This is a genomic window from Bacillus sp. FSL P4-0248, assembly GCF_038593305.1.
GTDB classification, from domain to species: domain Bacteria; phylum Bacillota; class Bacilli; order Bacillales; family Bacillaceae; genus Bacillus; species Bacillus safensis.
Map to the genome: position 1 here is coordinate 2916940 of NZ_CP151983.1, position 20517 is coordinate 2937456.

Annotated in this window: 21 protein-coding genes; 2 read left to right on the top strand and 19 right to left on the bottom strand. The window is 40.5% G+C overall.

Features of this window, described 5'->3' with window-relative positions:
• Positions 1 to 39 precede the first annotated feature (39 nt).
• From NST65_RS15115 to NST65_RS15140, 6 genes are all read right to left on the bottom strand, one after another.
• Complete coding sequence (locus tag NST65_RS15115) at positions 40 to 948, bottom strand: alpha/beta fold hydrolase (protein ID WP_111926675.1); 909 nt, start codon at positions 946 to 948, stop codon at positions 40 to 42.
• A 65-nt stretch (positions 949 to 1013) separates the two neighbouring features.
• Positions 1014 to 1925, bottom strand: coding sequence for an alpha/beta hydrolase (locus NST65_RS15120; RefSeq protein WP_111926677.1), 912 nt, complete (start codon positions 1923 to 1925; stop codon positions 1014 to 1016).
• A gap of 319 nt (positions 1926 to 2244) precedes the next feature.
• A complete protein-coding gene (locus NST65_RS15125) occupies positions 2245 to 3045 on the bottom strand; it encodes an HAD family hydrolase (protein ID WP_111926679.1) in 801 nt (266 codons plus the stop codon).
• A gap of 195 nt (positions 3046 to 3240) precedes the next feature.
• On the bottom strand, positions 3241 to 3669 hold the full coding sequence (gene psiE, locus NST65_RS15130; protein WP_046313283.1) for a phosphate-starvation-inducible protein PsiE: 429 nt from the start codon (positions 3667 to 3669) through the stop codon (positions 3241 to 3243).
• A gap of 37 nt (positions 3670 to 3706) precedes the next feature.
• Positions 3707 to 5014 (bottom strand): HAMP domain-containing sensor histidine kinase, encoded by a 1308-nt coding sequence (locus tag NST65_RS15135; protein ID WP_041115756.1) that lies wholly within the window; start codon positions 5012 to 5014, stop codon positions 3707 to 3709.
• Positions 5001 to 5696 (bottom strand): response regulator transcription factor, encoded by a 696-nt coding sequence (locus NST65_RS15140; RefSeq protein WP_034280825.1) that lies wholly within the window; start codon positions 5694 to 5696, stop codon positions 5001 to 5003. Before NST65_RS15140 ends, NST65_RS15135 begins: the two co-directional genes overlap by 14 nt.
• 250 nt (positions 5697 to 5946) lie before the next feature.
• Between NST65_RS15140 and NST65_RS15145 the strand changes: the two genes are divergently transcribed.
• Positions 5947 to 7152: a DUF418 domain-containing protein gene (locus NST65_RS15145; RefSeq protein WP_034280827.1), complete on the top strand. Its 1206-nt coding sequence runs from the start codon at positions 5947 to 5949 to the stop codon at positions 7150 to 7152.
• A gap of 77 nt (positions 7153 to 7229) precedes the next feature.
• On the opposite strand, the gene NST65_RS15150 is transcribed toward NST65_RS15145, so the two are convergent.
• Entirely contained in the window at positions 7230 to 8162 is a 933-nt protein-coding gene (locus NST65_RS15150; RefSeq protein ID WP_065215201.1) for a WYL domain-containing protein, read from the bottom strand.
• Between the two features lie 82 nt (positions 8163 to 8244).
• On the opposite strand from NST65_RS15150, the gene NST65_RS15155 reads away from it, so the two are divergent.
• The gene (locus tag NST65_RS15155) at positions 8245 to 8889 is read left to right on the top strand and encodes an NAD(P)H-dependent oxidoreductase (protein ID WP_326483736.1); all 645 of its coding nucleotides are present in this window, start codon (positions 8245 to 8247) and stop codon (positions 8887 to 8889) included.
• Positions 8890 to 9055: 166 nt separating this feature from the next.
• On the opposite strand, the gene NST65_RS15160 is transcribed toward NST65_RS15155, so the two are convergent.
• From NST65_RS15160 to NST65_RS15215, 12 genes are all read right to left on the bottom strand, one after another.
• Complete coding sequence (locus NST65_RS15160; RefSeq protein WP_342489059.1) at positions 9056 to 10912, bottom strand: alpha/beta fold hydrolase; 1857 nt, start codon at positions 10910 to 10912, stop codon at positions 9056 to 9058.
• Positions 10913 to 10969: 57 nt separating this feature from the next.
• Positions 10970 to 11536 (bottom strand): TetR/AcrR family transcriptional regulator, encoded by a 567-nt coding sequence (locus NST65_RS15165; protein WP_065215198.1) that lies wholly within the window; start codon positions 11534 to 11536, stop codon positions 10970 to 10972.
• A gap of 196 nt (positions 11537 to 11732) precedes the next feature.
• On the bottom strand, positions 11733 to 13130 hold the full coding sequence (sufB, locus tag NST65_RS15170) for a Fe-S cluster assembly protein SufB (RefSeq protein ID WP_007500362.1): 1398 nt from the start codon (positions 13128 to 13130) through the stop codon (positions 11733 to 11735).
• 17 nt (positions 13131 to 13147) lie between these two features.
• Positions 13148 to 13594, bottom strand: a complete 447-nt coding sequence (sufU, locus tag NST65_RS15175; protein ID WP_034280837.1) for a Fe-S cluster assembly sulfur transfer protein SufU — start codon at positions 13592 to 13594, stop codon at positions 13148 to 13150.
• Complete coding sequence (locus tag NST65_RS15180; RefSeq protein WP_046313268.1) at positions 13584 to 14804, bottom strand: cysteine desulfurase; 1221 nt, start codon at positions 14802 to 14804, stop codon at positions 13584 to 13586. The genes sufU and NST65_RS15180 overlap by 11 nt, the downstream gene beginning before the upstream one ends.
• Complete coding sequence (gene sufD, locus NST65_RS15185) at positions 14804 to 16117, bottom strand: Fe-S cluster assembly protein SufD (RefSeq protein WP_041115742.1); 1314 nt, start codon at positions 16115 to 16117, stop codon at positions 14804 to 14806. Before sufD ends, NST65_RS15180 begins: the two co-directional genes overlap by 1 nt.
• Positions 16118 to 16135: 18 nt before the next feature.
• Entirely contained in the window at positions 16136 to 16921 is a 786-nt protein-coding gene (sufC, locus tag NST65_RS15190; RefSeq protein WP_007500355.1) for a Fe-S cluster assembly ATPase SufC, read from the bottom strand.
• Between the two features lie 213 nt (positions 16922 to 17134).
• Complete coding sequence (locus NST65_RS15195; protein ID WP_254965641.1) at positions 17135 to 17269, bottom strand: hypothetical protein; 135 nt, start codon at positions 17267 to 17269, stop codon at positions 17135 to 17137.
• Positions 17270 to 17484: 215 nt separating this feature from the next.
• Positions 17485 to 17853 carry a carboxymuconolactone decarboxylase family protein gene (locus tag NST65_RS15200; RefSeq protein WP_003212803.1) on the bottom strand — a complete coding sequence of 123 codons (369 nt, stop codon included), beginning with the start codon at positions 17851 to 17853 and terminating at the stop codon, positions 17485 to 17487.
• A 103-nt stretch (positions 17854 to 17956) separates the two neighbouring features.
• Complete coding sequence (gene metQ / locus NST65_RS15205; RefSeq protein ID WP_111926691.1) at positions 17957 to 18778, bottom strand: methionine ABC transporter substrate-binding lipoprotein MetQ; 822 nt, start codon at positions 18776 to 18778, stop codon at positions 17957 to 17959.
• A gap of 14 nt (positions 18779 to 18792) precedes the next feature.
• Positions 18793 to 19461, bottom strand: coding sequence for a methionine ABC transporter permease (locus NST65_RS15210; protein ID WP_111926693.1), 669 nt, complete (start codon positions 19459 to 19461; stop codon positions 18793 to 18795).
• Positions 19454 to 20479, bottom strand: a complete 1026-nt coding sequence (locus tag NST65_RS15215; protein ID WP_024423402.1) for a methionine ABC transporter ATP-binding protein — start codon at positions 20477 to 20479, stop codon at positions 19454 to 19456. The genes NST65_RS15210 and NST65_RS15215 overlap by 8 nt, the downstream gene beginning before the upstream one ends.
• Positions 20480 to 20517 lie beyond the last annotated feature (38 nt).

Sequence of the window (20517 nt, forward strand, 5' to 3'; positions counted from 1 at the left end):
TTTTTAAGAAAACGGGAGAGTGTTGACTAGTTGTTCATGCTAAATAGAACGATTCCACACTTGGATAGTTCCTCCAATCTGTTTTCCCACTTCTAGTAGAATCGACAAATGGGTGTGTCCATCCAGCACTTGATAGACTGATTGTTGTTGGATCGATTCATTTGGCAGCTCATGATAGGCAGGAAATTTTTCTATATCAAACAGTTCATCCTCGCTGCCAACTAACATCGCATATGGCCGATCCATTCTCGCAAATTGTTTTTTAGGTGCTGATGGGGTTAAGGCAAGTGATAGTTTGACGGTGATAGCTGTCAATAAAAGCGGATCCTGCTCGACTGCCCATTTTGGATAATGAAAACGTACGGCTTCAGAATGACTCATCAACATTCCTTTTGTCATGGCAGACAGAACGAATTTCCATACTTGAACGGCCGCAAAAGGAATTTGATCTGGCCTCGCAGTATCTGATTGATAGCCAAATTCAGGTGCAATAAAAAAGTAGCCATCAACCTCTCTTTTTTCTTGCCAAGATAGATAGTTTAACAGCAATCCCGCTCCAGATGAATGACCGCAAAGATAAACAGCTCCTTTATGCTGCTGTTTGACCGCATCCACGATCTGCGAAATATCCTGCCACACATCCGTGATATTAGGTGTATCACCCTTTTTTCCATCCGAATGGCCGTGACCTCTTAGATCGAGCAAAAACGTATTCACATGAAATTCATGCTGCAGCGTATGGGCGATATGCTCATAACCAGCCAAACTATGAGCACCACCGCCATGAATTAAGATCACATTGGCCTGCGTCTTCTTTTCTGATAAAAATGGAAAATACGCAAGGCTTGTACCATCATGTGATGAAATGTATTGTCTTTCTGGAATATGTACAGGGACTGCCTGCTGTATACTTGCAAACGAGAATGGTTCGGTCTTGGTGTCTGTCAATTTTTTCGCTACTTCAAACAGAAACTAGAATGGCCAGCCGCGCTAGTCATCCTCATTTCTATTTCTTATTCATTGCACTCTTTCAAAGGAAAGGTATTACTTTCAATAATCGCGACAATTTGGTTTAACGCTTTTTTTGCTTCTGGTATAGGGAAGACAGGAAACACGTGATTCATTTTAGGATATTCTATATAGTTTATTGGAACCCCCTGCTTATCTGCCATCTCTTTGAATTTACGGGCATCTGGGAGGAAGAATTCGTGAGTGCCTATAAAAACAGAAATTCGTCCCAGTGACTTGATCTCTCCATAGATTGGACTGACTAAGTAGTGTGTTTCATCCATGTCACCCGCATATCTTTTTCCTGCTTCAATTAATAATGCTAGATTGAGCATTGGTTCTTTTGGAACCATAGCAGCGATATGAGGATTACTTAATGTAACATCTAGCCATGGTGATAAAAGAATGATATTCCCTGGCTGCGGCAATCCCTTTTTTGCCAAGTATTGAGCAAAGGCTAACGATAAACCTCCGCCAGCAGAATCACCCATGATGACGATATTTTCAGGCGTTCCTTTCTCTAAAAGAGCTTGGTACACAGGAAGGACACTTTCGATCGCATCCATATACTGATGGTTTGGTGCTTTTGGATAAACCGGCACATACACCGTACTATTTAATTGCTTCGTCAATCGGTCTAAAAAACGCCAATGCCAAGTCAAAGGCTGCTCAATATAGCCGCCACCGTGTATAAACAACACTTGATGGTCATCCGGCTGGACATTTGATTTCAGCATATACGTATCGACTGGAAACGAGTGATTTTTAGTGATTTTGTACTTATTCTTAAGTTTTTCAGGCAATTCATAAGGTAATTGATTTGCCCTTCTTCGTTCTTCTAGATAATCATTTACGTTGAGTTTCTTTTTCGTCAAAACAAGCAGCTGTTCTACTAAAAAACTTTGAATACTTCGCATATGATCGACCCCTGTTCATAGAATCATGATGATCGATGCCGATGGAAAGATAAGGCTTCTAAAGCATACCATATGAAGACGTACATCAGGAAAAACCTTTTATCCAGCTGATCACTCACCACAACAAACACTTATTCATTAATGAACAACTGTTTATTTATTGTTACTCATATTCTACTTTTTAGACGCATGACAATCAATTGTCAATCTGACCCTAACCGTTCATTAATAGACAGATAACGACCGAGTGTTCATCTCGTCAATGTCCAGACATGAAAAAAGACGAACTGGACAAGTTCGTCTTCTTAATTGAGTACGATTAAGGCTGCAAGCTTAGGATTTTTTGAATCGTATGCATGACCCCGCTCTCTTCATTTGAAAGCGTAATAAAATGAGCAGCATCTTTTACCTCTTGGATGGCATTTCTTACAGCAAAACTGTATTGAGCGGATTCCATCAGTTCTAGATCATTACGACCATCACCGAATGCCATCGTTTCCTCTTCTGTCACACCCAATATGTGCTGAAGCTGTTTCACGGTGGTTCCTTTGTGAACGCCAATATTGGCAATGTCGATCCACGTATGCTCTGAAGCAACAACATATACTTGTTCAAAGAATTCACTTATTCTCTCCCTTGTCTGTACGCATTTTGCCTCAGGATCATGAACGGTAATTTTCACAAAGTCATCTTGTATGTCTGCAAAGTTTGATACCTTGAGTACATTTGTATAAGAGCCCGTCACAAATCTCATTTCACTCTCAGATAAATGCTCATTGACCACTGCACCATCTTTCGTACATGCAATGATCGTCTGCTCTTTGCTTATCTCCTCCAGCTTATGGATGATCGATAAACCTAGATCATTTTTTATTAATGATTCATAAACAAATTGCCCATCCTTTTTAATTCGCGTTGCACTATCCCCTAAAATCCAAAAATCCTTTGCATCATCACCAAACAATGCCTCTACTCGTTCACACTGCTTACCCGTACAAGGAGCGAACGCCACATTTTTCTCTTCCATTAATGCTTTTATTTTCTGAAATAAAGCTTGATCAAATGATCCTTGGCGGTTTAAAAAGGTGCCGTCTAAATCCGTAATTATTAATTTAATCATGTTCTTCCTCCAATTCCTTAGCTGAACAAACACTATACGATGAAAATTGTATATGTGTACGTGTCAGTAAGTAAATAAGCCAGGAACATGTTGTTTGTCATCACACATAAAGGCACTTGTTACATGTACGTCACACGGTGTTTCATGAATCATTCTATACAAAAAAGACGAACGGTCATCGTTCGTCTTCTTTCCTTACTTCACTTCCTCATGCTCTTGAGCAGCATTTCTTTTGCTCGCGATAAAGAGTGCACAGGTCATGGCAAGAATGGCCAGCGCCCACCAGAATGTCGATACTGCCTCTTCATGATCAATGATAATCAAACGGATGACAGCTGTGATCCCTATATAAATAAAATAACGAAGCGGAAAATGAAAGTTAGATTTAAAGTATTTAATAATTAAGGCAATAAACTCAAAGTACATAAAGAAGATCAGCAGTTCCCCAAGCATTCCATAATAGCTTTCTCCTTTGTTGAACAGTGTCTTATAAACAAATTGGACAATGTACCATGTTTCACTGATTAAGAGAACGCTTAAAGCGATGGCCAAAAAGAACAAACAGATATTGAGAAGGCCTTGCAAGAGATCAGGTATCTTTTGGAAATTGTTGAATCGTTTCATTGGGCTGTCTCTCCATTCCAGTATATTCATTTGTTTTCTACATTTTGATGTTCCAAAATCGCAGCACGATGTAGTAAACATCGTTCCTTTCTATACTTTCAAACTGCCCGTGCATGCGGGTCATCATTCGTCTGATACTTCGTTCACCAAGTCCATTGCTTTCCGGCGTAACCTTTGTCTCTTTTATCGCATTGCTGACATGGATCTCAAAGATTTCTTGATCGGATAAAAACGTGAGATTGATATCCTTTTTAGGATCTGCGTATTTCCGTAAATTGGACATCACATTATCAAATACTCGGCCAAGCAGTTCGACATTCACATTGATATAGCTGTCAGGCAGCTCTCCTAAAAGATGAACCTTAAAGTTCTCTTGATGCAGGATGGCCACCTGATCTGACAGAAGATCGTAAATCACCTCTTTGACTGCAACGGTCTCAAGCTCAGATTCATGTTCTTTATCCAGCAGAAAATAGGCAAACAGATTGTCAGACAGATTTTTTAATTGCAGTGCTTTCCCGTAGGCACTCGCTATATATTGATCTTTATGGGTATCCGCTCCAGTCTCCTCTTTTTTCGCAAACTCCAGATTCATCATCAGCGACGTCAGCGGTGTCCTCATATCATGGGACATTTCGGTGACCAAGCTGCGGCTCTCTTCTTGCAGCTCATCAATGGCTTGAAGCTTGTCCAAAAAGGCTTTACGCAGATCCTCAATACTTTTGGCAATCATCGCTAATTCATCATGCCCTTTTACCGTCATTTCATAGTCCAGCTCTCCGCCTTCAAGAATATGAATCTCTTGATGAATCGTTTGCAGGTAGCGCAGACTTTTGCGAATACCGAGAAGAACAATGAGGAGAAAAATAAGCGTCGCCCCGAGCAGCTCGAGTGTAAAGGCAAGATCGTGGTAGCGAGATGAATAGAAACCGTCCACCATGACGCAGCCTTTACCGTCGCTAAACTGAACCGGATATGAATGATGCTCAGCGTACTGGGTCATCCTTTCTTTTCCGTACGCCGATTCATCGTCAGCGGAATAAATAGAGTCATATTGCAGCACTTGATCCTTGAAGATGGTCAAATTAATGTAATTCTCTTTTTTCACCCACTCGCCAAACGCTTTTCGATCCGTTGAGGACAGCTCATTCTCAGACACATAGCGGCTGAATTTTTGAATGTACTTGGCTGACTCCTGCTCGTAATACTCGTCTGAACTCAAATATCCATCGATCAAATCATTGGTGATCTTTTGCAGCGTCAAAAAGACAATACCACTCACAATTGCAGCCGCCAAAATCAGCAGTGCAAGCTTTTTGGCCAGTGTATATTTACGATGTGCCAAACCGGTATCCTCTTCCCCATTCAGTTTTGATATATACAGGACTTGATGGATCATCTTCAATTTTGGCACGAAGCTTTCGAATATGCACCATCACCGTATTGTTGGAACAATAGAAATAGGGCTGCCCCCACACGCTTTCATAAATATTTTGAGCAGAAAATATTTTGTTTCGCCTGCTCATGAGCAGCTTTAACATCCGATATTCTAGATCAGAAAGCTTAATTTGCTGGCTTTCTTTCCATACTTCATTAAATTCTTCACTTACCCTCAGCTTGCCCCCGACAAGAAACGTATCTTCCTGCTCCTTTTTTTCCTGATAAATGGTATATCTGCGTAATTGTGCAATGACTCTAGCATGAAGCTCATCTTCTGAGAAGGGCTTTGTCATATAATCATCCCCGCCGGCAAGTAATCCTTCAGTTTTATCGAATGTGCTCGACTTGGCTGTCAGAAATAGAATCGGAACGTTAGATGAGGCTCTTATGTGTTGGCATGTTTCGATGCCTGAGAGCCCCGGCATCATCACATCTAAGATCACCAAATCGAGCGAATCCTCCACAAGCTTCAATGCTTGCTCGCCATTCATCGCTCTTAGCACCTCATATCCTGCACGTGTAAGGGATTCCTGCAGAAGGTCACCAATATCCTGATCATCTTCTACGACTAATATTCGATGGGTCATGTCTCTCACCTCATGTAATGTGATGCTCTTTCTTTTATGTCTTTACTATATATCATCTAGCTATGTGAAAAGATACAGCATAAACCTTAACAGTTTATGAATTTGATCATCTGCCATCAATTCGTCACATTCATTTTCAAAAAATTGGATCTTCATAAATTGTTAAGAATTTGGCCGTATATTGATTCATTGTAAGGATCGATGAATTGATCCGCATTACATTTATCATAACAAGAAAAGGAGCATGGATATGAATGCAAACAAAGTAGCACACGGACAACCGATGAGTCTGCGCGAACGGGTTCATTTCTTGGACATCGTACGAGGATTCGCCTTAATGGGGATTATTCTAGTCAATTACTTTTTGATCGTGGATTCAGCCAAGGGATTTGACATGCTGTCAAATGATGTCTTTCACAATGTGGTGAATTGGTTCGCCTCAGGGAAATTCATTACACTGTTTTCCTTTCTATTCGGGGTTGGTTTTATGATTTTTATGGACCGAGCTGCTCAGAAGGTGGACAGCCCGAACAAGCTGTTTGCCCGCAGATTAACCATTCTCTTAGGATTTGGCCTTCTGCATTTGACCTTTGTTTGGATTGGTGACATTTTGGCCTATTATGCAGTCGCTGGCTTTTTATTGCTTTTCTTTTACAAACGCACAGCTAAAACCATCCTATACTGGCTGATTACACTATTTGTGATTCAATTGCTTACACCTTTTTTCACGATGCTGTTCAATACCATGAACACAGCATCATCAGCCAAGCCGGATTTTGCTGATTTCGAGCTGACCAGCCACAACAGTCTGACTTATTTAGCATCAATTAGTGATCGGTGGACAGATATGGTCACAATGGCTTCCAGTTCTTTTTCCACCGTCTATTCTATGTTTTTCATGTTTTTACTTGGTGTGTATTTTGTGAAAATGAAGTTTTTCAAAAACATGGAGGCGAAAAAAGCGATTTGGAATCGCATTTGGATCATTTTTGCTATCGCTTTTCTCATCACCCAAGGCAGTACGATCATAACAGCGGTCAATCCTTTTGAAAATACACTGTGGATGAACATAGCCTCTGCCCTTGAACAAAACGGCGGATTAACGGGCAGTATGTTCTATATGAGTACACTTGCGATGCTGTTTCTTCATGTCCCTCAGCTGCGTGGTGCTTTGATGGTCTTTACCAAAGTTGGACGGATGTCATTGACCTGCTATTTGCTTCACTCCATCATTGGCACAATGCTATTTCTGAAATATGGAGCCGGACTTGCCGATCATCTTCAGCCGGCTGGCACGTTTATGATTGGACTCGGGGTTTATGTCTTCCTCGTGCTCTTTAGTACATTATGGTTAAAGCGGTTTAAGTATGGACCGATGGAATTTATTTGGCGGCAGCTGACATATGGGAAGGTTGATGATCAACCGAAAACAAATACATTTCATGCGGCGAAGTAAAAAAAAGAGGCGAATTGCTATAATTCGCCTCTTTTAATATGTGAAGTTTTTGTGATTCAGAGACAATTCGTTTACTTTCAATACTGATCAATCACTTCTCGTAATTGATTCAAATAACTTTCTTTCAATTCATCTGGATATTCAATTTTCACATGTTTCCCAAAAGACATCAAATAGTGTGTCATATACGATAATTCTTCTTGGTTGTACCCACCCACAATATAAGGAATCTGATCAATGATCTCCAATCTCATATTTGGGTAATGATGCTTCAAAAACTTTTCTTTTCCTTGTTCCGTTAATCGACATTTAAATGAGATATCATGATAAGTTTTTTCGTACTCGAGCTGCAGTTCTTTTAATTCATCCTTCGTAAATGTGTCTCTCATTTCTTCTTCAATCATCATGTCCTTCATAAAGTCACATCTATAGATGCCCCACTTTTTATTTTGAACATCATATGCTTGAGAAAACCAAATGCCATTTCGATAAAACAACTCAAGAAATTGCAGCCTGATTCTTTTATTTTCATATTGAGTGTACGTCATCTTCACGATTTGATCTTTCATCATCGCCTGTAAAATCAATTCCAAATGATTTTGTTCACTAACTGGTGCGACATTATAGTAATGAATCACATCCAAAGTCTCCGTAATCATTTGCTTTCTCTCATCAGACATTGTGGCAAACAACTTTTGCCTAATTTGTGAGTAGGATTTTTTAAAAGGTGTTGCTGACACCAGGTCAAGAGCTTTGAGAGCGAAAAAAATAGCTTGGACTTCTTCTATATTGAAATAAATAGGAACCAATGGAGATTGATTCACCAGTCGATATCCTCCGTGTCTGCCAGGTTCAACGTAAAAAGCTAAGCCCATTGACTCTAGTTCTTCTATATCTCTTAAAGCCGTCCTTTTAGAAATGACGAATTCGGACTGTAAGTCCTTTAACTGAAAAGAGTGTTTATCGCTTAAAAAAATAAGTTCTTGGTTTAATCGTTCTGATTTTTTCATTTGTTTTCCCTCTTAAAAAGGTGCCTTCTTTTGTCACCTTTATCATTTATACTCAGCTTATCAAAAGAAAAGGAGCATGTACATGCAAACATTAATCATTAACGCGCACCCAGATTTCACTCATCGAGAAAGTTATTCAAACAAACTGCAAACACTATTTTTAAAACAATTTAAAGAAAGGTTTCCTCATGAGGAACCAACCATTTTACATTTATATGGAACTGAAATCCCTCGTATCGAAAAAGAACAGCTGCTAGGAATTTGGGATAAGCAAGCATCCAAACAAGCATTAACGGCTGCCGAGGAAAAAATCGCCGCTGCTTCATCTGCTTTATTGGCTCAATTCAAAGCACATCATCGAATTGTGATCGTGTCACCTGTTCATAATTTCAATGTGACTTCACGAATGAAAGATTATATAGATAATATCTTTATTGCGAGAGAAACGTTCAAATATACAGAAAATGGTTCTGTTGGTCTGATGACTGACGATTATCGTGTACTTTTACTTCAAGCAAGCGGCTCAATTTTCACAAATCACGATCGATATACACCTCTAGAATTTTCACATTATTACCTAAAAGAAATATTTCAAAACTTGATGGGGTTTCATCAATTTCATATTGTCCGAGCACAAGGAACAGCGATTGTAGAACAAGATGCGATCTTACAATCTGCATCTGATGATATGACGAAAACCTTAGAGGAGTTTTATGCTCCTAATTAACCTCTATTTAATCAAAAAGACCCAAAACGAAAAATCGTGCTTTTTTTAATAAAAATCACCTTTTTCGTTTTAGGGTGCTATATAAACTTTCAGTTGATGCGGGCATCGGTGGAACCACAAGCAATGCGATTTTTCAATTACGACATACTTTATTTATCCCACATTCTCAACTGCTAAAAAGACTATTTTTTATAACCAATGCTGCCGTTTCACTCGGATGGCTAAGAGGGAAATGATGACCATATGGGACAACATCAACTTTTCCAAAATGCGATGGAGCAGAATATCCTCTGTCATACTCCCCCCAGATAATATGAGGATTATCCTTTGTTATTTCATTGAAATCACCGTGATCGTTTTTCAATAGTAAATGGTTAAGCTGAACCGTCGTATTTAAAATTCTAGGAGACGTAAAACTGTTTCTGATTTTTTCAATATAATGTTCAGGGATGCTTTCCGTCCTTTCAAACAAACCATTACTTAATAAATAACGCTCTATCATTTTAGGAGTTGCTAATTTTAAAGACCATTTGTTCATCCATTGAGGAACATTTAGCGATTTAGCATTTTTTTTAGCAACAGGCGGCTGAAGTAAAGTGATTGAATACTTCTTATCTATGTACCCTTGTCCCAATGCTTCTAGTAAAATAAACGCACCAAATGAATGGCCAATTAGATGTGCACCATTAGCCGCTTTCTCCAATACCTTTTTCACTACATTCAAATAGAGATCTAGAAGATGTTTCTCTCGTTTAAATGGAGAACGTCCCAAACCTGGAAGATCCAAGATCCATACCGGTTGACCCGTTTTTTCATGAAGCTCTTGTGCTAAAGGAAATAAATCCTCTCCATCACTCAATAAACCATGTAATAAAATAAATGGTTTCCCCTCTCCTTTTAGTTGGTAAAGGGTATTGTTATCGCATAATGTTCGCTCAAATACATGATGATGCTCACCATGTTGATCCATCATTCGATAATCTAGATCAGCTGCTACGGCAGGGAAAAAGTTCATGACACTCGTCTTCTTAAACCAATCGTCTCCCATTATTTTTTTCGCTGAAACATTTGAGAATGTTCGTTTTGTCATAAAATTTAGTCCGTCAGAAGGAATTTTAGTGATTTTGCTTACGCCACTATTCATAACAGCTTTCATTAGGGGCATTGGGACAGAGATTTTAGGAGCCCTCATATTCATACTTTCCGACATCACACTTAATAATTCAGCAATGTTCTGATCATGCTTTTTGTCTTCAACAAGTGTAAATGTTTGAATAGCCGGCTGCTCCATCCTGAAAACCTGCACAATAAACTTCGCAAACTCATCGTTTGAAATCAGTGGCAGCCTATATCCTTTACCTCCAGGAATCACTGGCATGAGCCCTCTTCGCATACTCTTTACAAGCAAACCTAATCCTGCTATCTGCTCTGTACTCCCTGTTTTACTACTACCGACCACAGTTGGCGGATTAATGACAGACAGCGGATAACCTATTGCTGATGCCTGTTGACGGATATAAAGATCTGCTAAAAATTTTGTTCTCTCATATGGATTTTTTATTTTCAAATAGCTGTTTCCTTCTTTAAACACATCAATTGTAACCTTGCTATTTTGATCATCAAAGGGACTCATATAACCAACAACATGAATAAATTGATGCAAGCCCTTCGATTGATGAATACTTTTAGCTAATTCACTCATATGTTTGGCGCCATTTAAAAAGACGGAAGCTGCCTCATTACTTGTCGCTTGAATATCCATGGGGCCTCCTGCGTGAATGATCACATCCGTTTTCAATACCCTTTCCTTATCTTCAGCACTTAGACCTAAATCTATTTTCGTCAAATCACCTTCAACAAAGTGCATCACTGACTCTTTTAAAATGCCTCTTTCTTGAAAAATGCGTGTCGCTTTACTTTTCGACCTCACTAAAAGAAGAATGTTCACATCCTCTTTGGCTAATTCTTCGACTAATTGCTTTCCGATAAAGCCTGTTCCACCAATTAAAAATACTGTTTTCATATGAAGGCTCCTTTTTAGTACTACATAGTACTAATTTGATGTAAAAAAAATGCTTCTTTATCGAAGCAAGTTAAATAAATGATCTGCTGTTTTTGTGATGACAGTGGCATCCTTCAGTGTTTCTGAAATAAATAACGCCCCTTCAAGATTTGTAATAAAAAGTGATGCCACCTCATCAATCTGAATCGTATCTCTGAATTCCCCGTTCTCTACACCTTGTTTCAGTAATAGAGAAACTTTCTTTTGTAATCCTGTAAAAAAAAGACCTATTTTTTCTTTTATTTGCGTGGCCTGTGCAGGACTTTGAATATAAAGAGTAATAAATGGACAGCCTCCCTGATACTCTCTCGACTGGACGCCTTGTGATAATTGCTTTAAAAACATTTGGATACGATCTTCAACTGAAAATTGGGTCTGAGACATTACGTCATCAATTGCAGATTGATACATGTCAATCCAATAATCAACGACCCCTTCTAATAATTCTTCCTTATTAGAAAAGTGATAATACACATTCGACTTTGACACTTTGCTTACACGTACCAATTCATCCATACTTGTATAAGCAAACCCTTTTTCCAAAAATAATGTTGCAGCTACTTCAAGTACACGTTTTTGATTCATTAATTTTACCTTTGTCATAATTAGAACTATACAGTACTAATTTGAATGTTGCAAGTATTTATGTTCGTTTGGAGGGATGGACCTGGCTTCTCGAACTAAAGCCATAAAAAAACACAACGCCATGAAGGCTTAATTAACAAGTGGTATCACTCGAAATTAAATGCCTTCAAAAAGCGTTGTGCATCAATGTTCTTTATTAACCAATAGAACCTTCCATTTCAAACTTAATCAAGCGGTTCATTTCAACGGCGTATTCCATTGGCAGTTCTTTTGTGAATGGCTCGATGAAGCCCATGACGATCATTTCTGTTGCTTCTTCTTCAGAAATTCCGCGGCTCATCAAGTAGAATAGCTGTTCTTCTGATACTTTTGATACCTTTGCTTCGTGCTCTAATGAAATGTTGTCGTTTAAGATTTCATTGTAAGGGATCGTATCAGATGTTGATTTGTTATCCATGATGAGTGTGTCACACTCGATGTTTGAGCGTGCACCCTCTGCTTTGCGTCCGAAGTGAACGATTCCGCGGTATGTGACTTTACCGCCTTGTTTCGAAATCGATTTCGATACGATCGTTGAAGATGTGTTTGGTGCAAGGTGAATCATTTTCGCACCTGCATCTTGGTGCTGACCTTTACCTGCAAGGGCAATACTTAATGTCATACCACGAGCGCCCTCACCTTTTAAGATGACCGCTGGGTATTTCATTGTCAGCTTAGAACCGATGTTTCCATCAATCCATTCCATTGTTGCATTCTCTTCACATACTGTACGTTTTGTCACAAGGTTGAAGACGTTGTTTGCCCAGTTTTGAATCGTTGTATAACGGCAGTAGCCGCCTTTTTTCACGATGATTTCAACTACCGCACTGTGAAGTGAGTTTGTTGTGTAAACTGGTGCTGTACAGCCTTCTACGTAATGCACATGTGCGCCTTCATCAACGATGATCAGTGTACGCTCGAACTGACCCATGTTTTCAGAGTTGATACGGAAGTATGCTTGAAGTGGAGTATCTACTTTTACGCCTTTTGGTACGTAGATAAATGAACCACCAGACCATACAGCCGAGTTAAGCGCAGCAAATTTGTTGTCAGTCGGAGGAATGACTTTTGCCCAGTGCTCACGGAAGATGTCTTCGTTCTCTTTTAATGCGCTGTCTGTATCTTTAAACACAATTCCTAAATCTTCAAGGTCTTGCTTCATGTTGTGATACACAACTTCAGATTCATACTGAGCAGATACACCAGCTAAATATTTTTGCTCTGCTTCTGGGATACCAAGCTTATCAAAGGTTTGTTTGATTTCTTCAGGTACTTCATCCCAAGAACGCTCAGAGCGCTCAGATGGCTTTACGTAGTACGTAATTTCATCAAAGTTTAATGCATTTAAATCTCCGCCCCATTGTGGCATCGGCATGTTGTAAAAGTGCTCAAGAGATTTCAAACGGAAGTCGAGCATCCACTGAGGCTCTTCTTTCATACGAGAAATTTCTTCAACGATCTCTTTTGTCAGTCCGCGCTCTGAACGGAAAATGGAAACGTCTTTATCAGAAAAGCCGTATTTATATTCACCAACATCTGGCATTTTTTTAGCCATCCATTTTCACTCCAATCTTATGATTTGCCGTTATCTTCGGCAGATGCGCCTTTTTCAAGCGCCTTCCATGATAATGTTGCACATTTGATGCGGGCTGGGAATTTTGCCACTCCCTGCAGCGCCTCAATGTCCCCAAGATCAATGGAATCGTCGTATTCTTTTCCTAGCATCATATCGGAGAAAATCTGAGACATTTTCAAAGCTGTTTCAATATCTTTCCCTTTAATCGCCTGCGTCATCATCGAGGCAGATGCCATCGAAATCGAGCATCCTTCTCCTTCAAATTTCGCATCAGTGACTTTTTGGTCTTCGATTTTCATCGTGAGACGAATGCGGTCACCACACGTTGGGTTGTTCATATCGACGACAATGCTGTCGTTTAGCACACCTTTGTTTCTCGGATTTTTATAATGATCCATAATCACTTGTCTGTACAGTGTGTCTAAGTTTACATTAAAAGACATTCGTAAAATACTCCTTTGTCTTACGGAGCGCTGCAATGAGCCTGTCAATCTCTTCTTCTGTATTATACAGATAGAAGCTTGCTCTTGCAGTCGCTGATACACCAAGCCATTTCATAAGCGGCTGTGCACAGTGGTGTCCAGCACGAATGGCGACACCTTCCGTATCCAGAACAGTTGATGCATCATGCGGATGGACATCGTCTAAGTTAAACGTCACAAGCCCAGCTCGGTGCTGCGGTCCATAAACAGTCGCACCGTCAAGCTCCTTAAAGCGCTCAAGCGCGTAAGTCGCAAGCTGATGCTCGTAACGGCTGACTTCCTCCATACCAATGTCATTCAAGAAGTCAATTGCTTTTCCTAGTCCAACTGCTCCAGCAATAATCGGTGTTCCCGCTTCAAATTTCCACGGCAGCTCTTTCCATGTGGAATCATATAGATCCACAAAGTCGATCATTTCACCGCCAAACTCAGCAGGCTCCATATTATTCAAAAGGTCCTTCTTCCCGTAAAGCACACCGATGCCAGTCGGTCCACACATTTTATGCCCAGAGAATGCGAAAAAGTCACAATCTAGATCCTGAACATCAATTTGCATGTGCGGAGTGCTTTGCGCACCGTCGACGACAATGATTGCCCCATGATCGTGGGCGATTTTGGCGATTTCTTTAATCGGGTTGATGGTTCCTAATACGTTTGAGACATGTGTGACAGCGACGATTTTCGTTTGATGTGTGATCGTTTGCTTCACATCTTCAAGCGATAGCGTGCCGTCTTCCTGTAACGGAATGTATTTCAATGTGGCGCCAGTTGCTTTTGCTGCTTGCTGCCAAGGGATGATATTCGCATGATGCTCCATATGCGTAATGACAATCTCATCGCCTTCTTTGAGGTTGGCTCTAGCATAGCTGATCGCCACTGTGTTTAGCGCAGTTGTTGTACCTCTAGTAAAAATAATCTCCTGAACAGATGAAGCACGGATGAATGCACGAACTTTCTCTCTCGCACCCTCGTATGCGTCCGTTGCTCTTGTGCCAAGGGTATGAACACCCCTGTGGACGTTCGAGTTGTAAGACCGGTAATACTCATTCATTGCATCAATGACCACTCTTGGTTTTTGAGAAGTCGCTGCACTGTCCAAATACACCAAATCATGTCCGTTCACTTGCTGATGAAGGATTGGAAATTGCTCACGAACGTCTTTGATATTCATTATTTTACTTTCCTTTCAATCACAGAAACAAGCTGCTTTTTAACTCCTTCAATCGGCAGTTCTTTTACAACTGGATTTAAGAAGCCGTAAATCACAAGTCTTTCTGCATCTTCTTTGGAAATCCCGCGGCTCATGAGGTAGTACAATTGAATTGGATCGACACGTCCAACAGAAGCAGCATGCCCTGCTGTCACATCATCTTCATCAATTAATAGAATTGGGTTTGCGTCACCGCGTGCTTTCTCACTCAGCATGAGGACACGTGATTCCTGCTCTGCATTTGACTTTGTTGCGCCATGCTCGATTTTACCAATTCCGTTAAAGATAGAGGATGCTTGATCCTTCATCACACCATGCTTCAAGATATATCCTTCAGAATTTTTACCGAAGTGGATGATGCTTGTTGTGAAGTTTTCTGTTTGGTTTCCTCGGCCGACAACAACTGATTTCGTATCACCGAATGTACCGTCGCCCATCAGTTTTGTGATGTTCTCAGACACAACGTCTCCATCATTCATCAGGCCAAGAGCCCACTCGATTTTACTGTCACGGCCATTTGCCATACCGCGTCTGTTTACATATACTGTGACTCCTTCTGCAAGGTTATCTACAGCACCGTATGTGACGCGGGCGTTTGCGCCTGTGAACACTTCAGAAACGATATTGAAGATCGCTTCTTCCGGTTTTGCTGTACTGATGTAGTTTTCTACATATGTCACAGCACTATGATCGTCTGCTACAACGATGACATGGTTGAACAAAGTCGTTTCGTCATTTTCATGAAGATAAACAGCTTGAATTGGTGCTTCAAGCTCTACGTTTTTCGGTACATAGAGGAAAGCCCCGCCATTCACTAAAGCAGCATGTAAAGCTGTTAGTTTATGCTCATCCACTTTCACTGCATCTGTCATGAAGTATTGTTTCACTAAATCTCCATGCTCACGGATCGCTGTATGAAGATCCGTGAAGATCACACCTTTGTCTTTCGCTTCAGCTGAAAGAGACAAATAGGCTGGCGTTTGATCACGCTGAATGTAAACTGTCTTATCTGTGTCCTCTAAATCAATGAGAGATTTCACTTCTTCAGGAAGCTCTTCTAATGATTCAAATGGCGCACTTTCGACTGTATGCTGTTTGAAATTCGTTAAATTCCATTTCGAAATATTCGTTTTGTCAGGCTTTGGCATTGGGAGGTCTTCTGCTTTTTCAAGAGCCTGTAAGCGAAGGGAGCTCATCCATGCCGGTTCCTGATGCTTCTCGGAGAAGCTTTTGACATAATCTTGATCTACTGATAATTTCGTTTCTAATGTCATCAATAATCCTCCTAACGCTTACGCTTCTTGACCAACAGTTTCGTCTTCAATTCCTAACTCTTTTTTAATCCAATCATAGCCTTCTGCTTCTAGACGCTGCGCAAGTTCTGGTCCGCCAGATTTCACGATACGGCCTTGCATCATGACATGAACGTGATCTGGTGTGATGTAGTTCAGCAGGCGCTGATAGTGAGTGATCATTAAGCAGCCGAAGCTTTCGCCGCGCATTTTGTTAATTCCTTTAGAAACAACTTTCAAGGCATCGATATCAAGACCAGAATCGATTTCGTCAAGGATGGCGATCTTTGGTTCAATCATCATTAATTGAAGAATTTCGTTGCGTTTTTTCTCCCCGCCTGAGAAACCTTCATTTAAGTAGCGTTGTGCCATATCTGGGTCCATTTCAAGGAACTCCATGTTTTCGTCCATTTTGCGGATGAATTTCATAAGAGAGATTTCATCGCCTTCTTCTCTGCGTGCGTTAATTGCAGAACGAAGGAAGTCAGCATTTGTAACACCGCTGATTTCAGATGGGTATTGCATCGCAAGGAAAAGACCAGCTTGAGCGCGCTCATCTACTTCCATTTCAAGGACATCTTCGCCATCAAGCAAGATGCTGCCTTTTGTTACTTCATATTTAGGGTGACCCATAATGGCAGCAGATAAAGTAGATTTACCTGTTCCGTTAGGTCCCATTACTGCGTGGAATTCTCCACCTTTTATCTCGAGGTTTACACCCTTTAAGATTTCTTTCCCTTCAATCTCAACGTGCAAGTCCTTAATTGTTAATGTCGAAGCAGTCATATATCGATACCTCCAAAATAATCATTATTCTCAATTTATTCTCATTCTAATTTTATAACAAATTAAAACTGAATACAACACATTCACGATAAGCGTGAGAGGATGCTCTCAAAATTCTAACAAAAAAAGCAGGTAGATAAAAGGATTTATGTCGAAAAGACTGTTTTCATAAAGAAAGGGCGGGAAACTGTTCTCCCCGCCCCTCAGCTATTATTAGCCTCGTATATTCATTTTTGCGAGCTGTCTTTTCTCATCTCGGTAGGACTGCTCTCGTTTATATTCCACTTTCATCCGTAAGTCATGGTCTCTTTCGTACTCTGCATAGCTCATGCCATGAGCTTGATGCATGGCCTTTTCCATCTCGGCGGTATAATCCAATCCTAGTGTACTATGGTCCGAACAAATAATAAACCATTCCCTTCCTTGAGTGTAGCTTTATTGTAGCAAACGTATGCGGCTTCACTCAAAAGGGATATGACACCCTATGCTGGCATATTTTCTCACACAAACGGATGAGAAGCGCTCAACTCCCTGATATGGAAAAATACCGTGTTATGCTTCCCTTAATGCGTCTGTCCTCCAAATTCATCAATACATTGCTGAACGACAGTGATTCCTTGGCTTAGTGCTGCTCCGCCGCCAAAAGCTGCCGCCACGCTGACAACCTCCAGCAAATTCTCTTCTGTCGCCCCTTGATCGAGCGCTCCCTTTGTATGATAAATCATGCAGTATTCATCCTGCGCATGAATACTGATACCGAGGGCAATCATTTGTTTTTCCTTTTGCGTTAATGAATCGCTCTGGAAGCACTGCTCCGTAAATTCATTGAATTTCTTTCCAAACACCGGCATTTTCTTCTGGAATTCACCCATTGCGGTTTTATAATCAGTCAGTGATTGCTGCATGGATCCGCTCATATGCTGTTCATTCATCTTGATTCCATCCCTTCAGGTCATTTGTACGTTTTTATTATGAGCGAGATTTGAAAAAATACACAAAAAACCTCGCTTTGATAGAAGCGAGGTTAAAATGTTGTTATTCAGATACAGGCAATACTGCACCGTCATATTTTTTGTCGATGAATTCTTTGATTTTATCAGAGTGAAGAACTTCCATTAGTGCCTTGATCTTATCTGATTTTTCGTCACCTTTGCGAACCGCAACGATGTTTGCATATGGGTTGTTCTTTGTTTGCTCAAGTTCAATTGAATCTTTTTTCGGATTCAATTTATTTTGGATCGCATAGTTGACGTTGATGAATACAGCATCGCCTTCACTGTTTTCATAAGCTTTCGCAGTTAATTCAGGCGCGATTTTTTTGAATTTTAGGTTCTTTGGGTTTTCTTTAATGTTTTTTACTGTTGCGTTGATTGTATCAACCTTTGGATCAAGCTTGATGACACCAGCATTTTGCAGCAGGGCAAGCATACGGCCTTGCTCAGCTACGTTGTTTGTCATGATGATTGTGCCGCCGTTTGGAATATCTTTTACGGATTTGTATTTCTTAGAGTAGATACCGAAAGGCTCAAGGTGAACCGCACCAGCACTCACTAGGTTATAATCTTTGTTTGATTTATTTTCTTCGTTTAAGTAAGGGATATGTTGGAAAAAGTTCGCATCCACTTCTTTTTCAGCTAACGCTTTGTTGTACATTTTATAATCGCTAAGCACTTTCACTTTTAGATCGTAGCCTTTTTCTTTTAGAAGTGGTTTTGCTTCTTCAAGAATTTCGGCATGCGGTGTTTTTGAAGCGGCTACCGTAATGGTTTTGCTATCGCTTGCGTTATTAGATGAACCGCACGCAGCTAAAATACCTGCAAATGCTAGAAATAGTGCACTTAAAATCAATTTCTTCATGAATAAATCCTCCCTTAACGTTTATCAATTTTATTTGTAATCAAATCACCGATTATTTGAATAATAAAGACGATGATGAGAATAAACACAGTAGCTACAAGTGTGACATCTGTATTACCAGATTGGTACCCTTCCACATAGGCGAGGTCACCAAGTCCGCCTGCTCCAATTGCTCCTGCAATCGCAGTAGAGCCAATCAAAGCAATTGCTGTTACGGTAATACCTGAAATAAGGGCTGGCAATGATTCTGGCAGCAATACTTTGAAAATGATTGTCGACGTTTTCGCTCCCATTGATCGTGCTGCTTCAATGACTCCTTTGTCTACCTCACGCAGTGCAATTTCGACAAGACGTGCATAGAATGGAGCTGACCCTATGACAAGGGCAGGGAGTGCTGCATTTGGGCCAAGAATCGTGCCCATAATGAGTTTTGTAAATCCTAATAATAGAATAATTAAAATGATAAAAGGAATCGATCTGAAAATGTTGACGACAGCGCCGATGACAGCATTAATCGGTTTATTTTCCCAAAGACCGCCTTTACTCGTTAGAAAGAGTAATAGTCCAAGGATGATACCAATGGCAAAAGCAAATGCCAATGAAATGAGTGTCATATACACTGTTTCACCTGTTGCACTCCAGATGACGTCTAAATCAACGTTCGGAAACCATTTCTCAAACATGTGTCATCACCTCGATTTCAACCTGTTTGCTTTGGATATAGGCGATGGCTTTTTCTACCTCGGTCTCTTCTCCATTAATGTGGATAAAGAGTGTTCCAAACGCGCCTTCCTGCGTTTGAGAAATCTTCCCTTGAAGGATGTTCACATCGACGTTGAAGGATCGAATGATTTCAGTGATCAGCGGCTGCTCGGCAGAATCTCCGATAAAGGACAACCGTACGACCTGACCTTCTTTTACTCGCTCAAGGACATGCTCAATTGTTTCTTTCGCTTCCTCTGGTTCAGCAAGCTGTTTCACAAATCGCTTCGTCATTTCTTCTTTCGGCTGTCTGAAGACACGTAATACTTCGCCTTCTTCGACAATACGTCCATTTTCCATGACCGCGACGCGATGACAAATTTTGCGAATGACGTGCATTTCGTGTGTAATGAGCACAATCGTGAGCCCTAATCGTTTATTGATATCCGCCAAAAGCTCAAGGATCGAATCGGTCGTTTGCGGATCTAGCGCAGATGTCGCTTCGTCACATAGAAGAACCTTTGGATCATTCGCTAATGCTCTCGCAATGCCGACACGCTGTTTTTGCCCGCCGCTCAGCTGAGACGGATACGCATTTTCTTTTCCTTCTAAACCGACCAATTTAATCAGTTCATTCGCACGCTCTCTCCGTTTTGATGTCGGTACACCTGCGATCTCAAGCGGGAACATAATATTTTGTCTCACCGTTCTTGACCAAAGCAAATTAAAGTGCTGGAAGATCATGCTGATTTCTTGTCTTGCTTTCCGAAGTTTCGCATTCGATACTTCATTGATCCGGTTGCCTGCCACTTCAACAATACCTTCTGTTGGCAGCTCCAGACCGTTTAATAGGCGAATAAGCGAGCTTTTTCCTGCACCGCTATACCCGATAATTCCGAATATTTCACCTTTATCAATATCCAGGTTGACGTCTTTCACGGCATCAACATTTCCGCTTTTTGAATGGTACGTTTTTGATACATTCTGTAAATGAATCACAGTCTGATCACCTGCTTTCTTGCTGAATCTATAGGTTG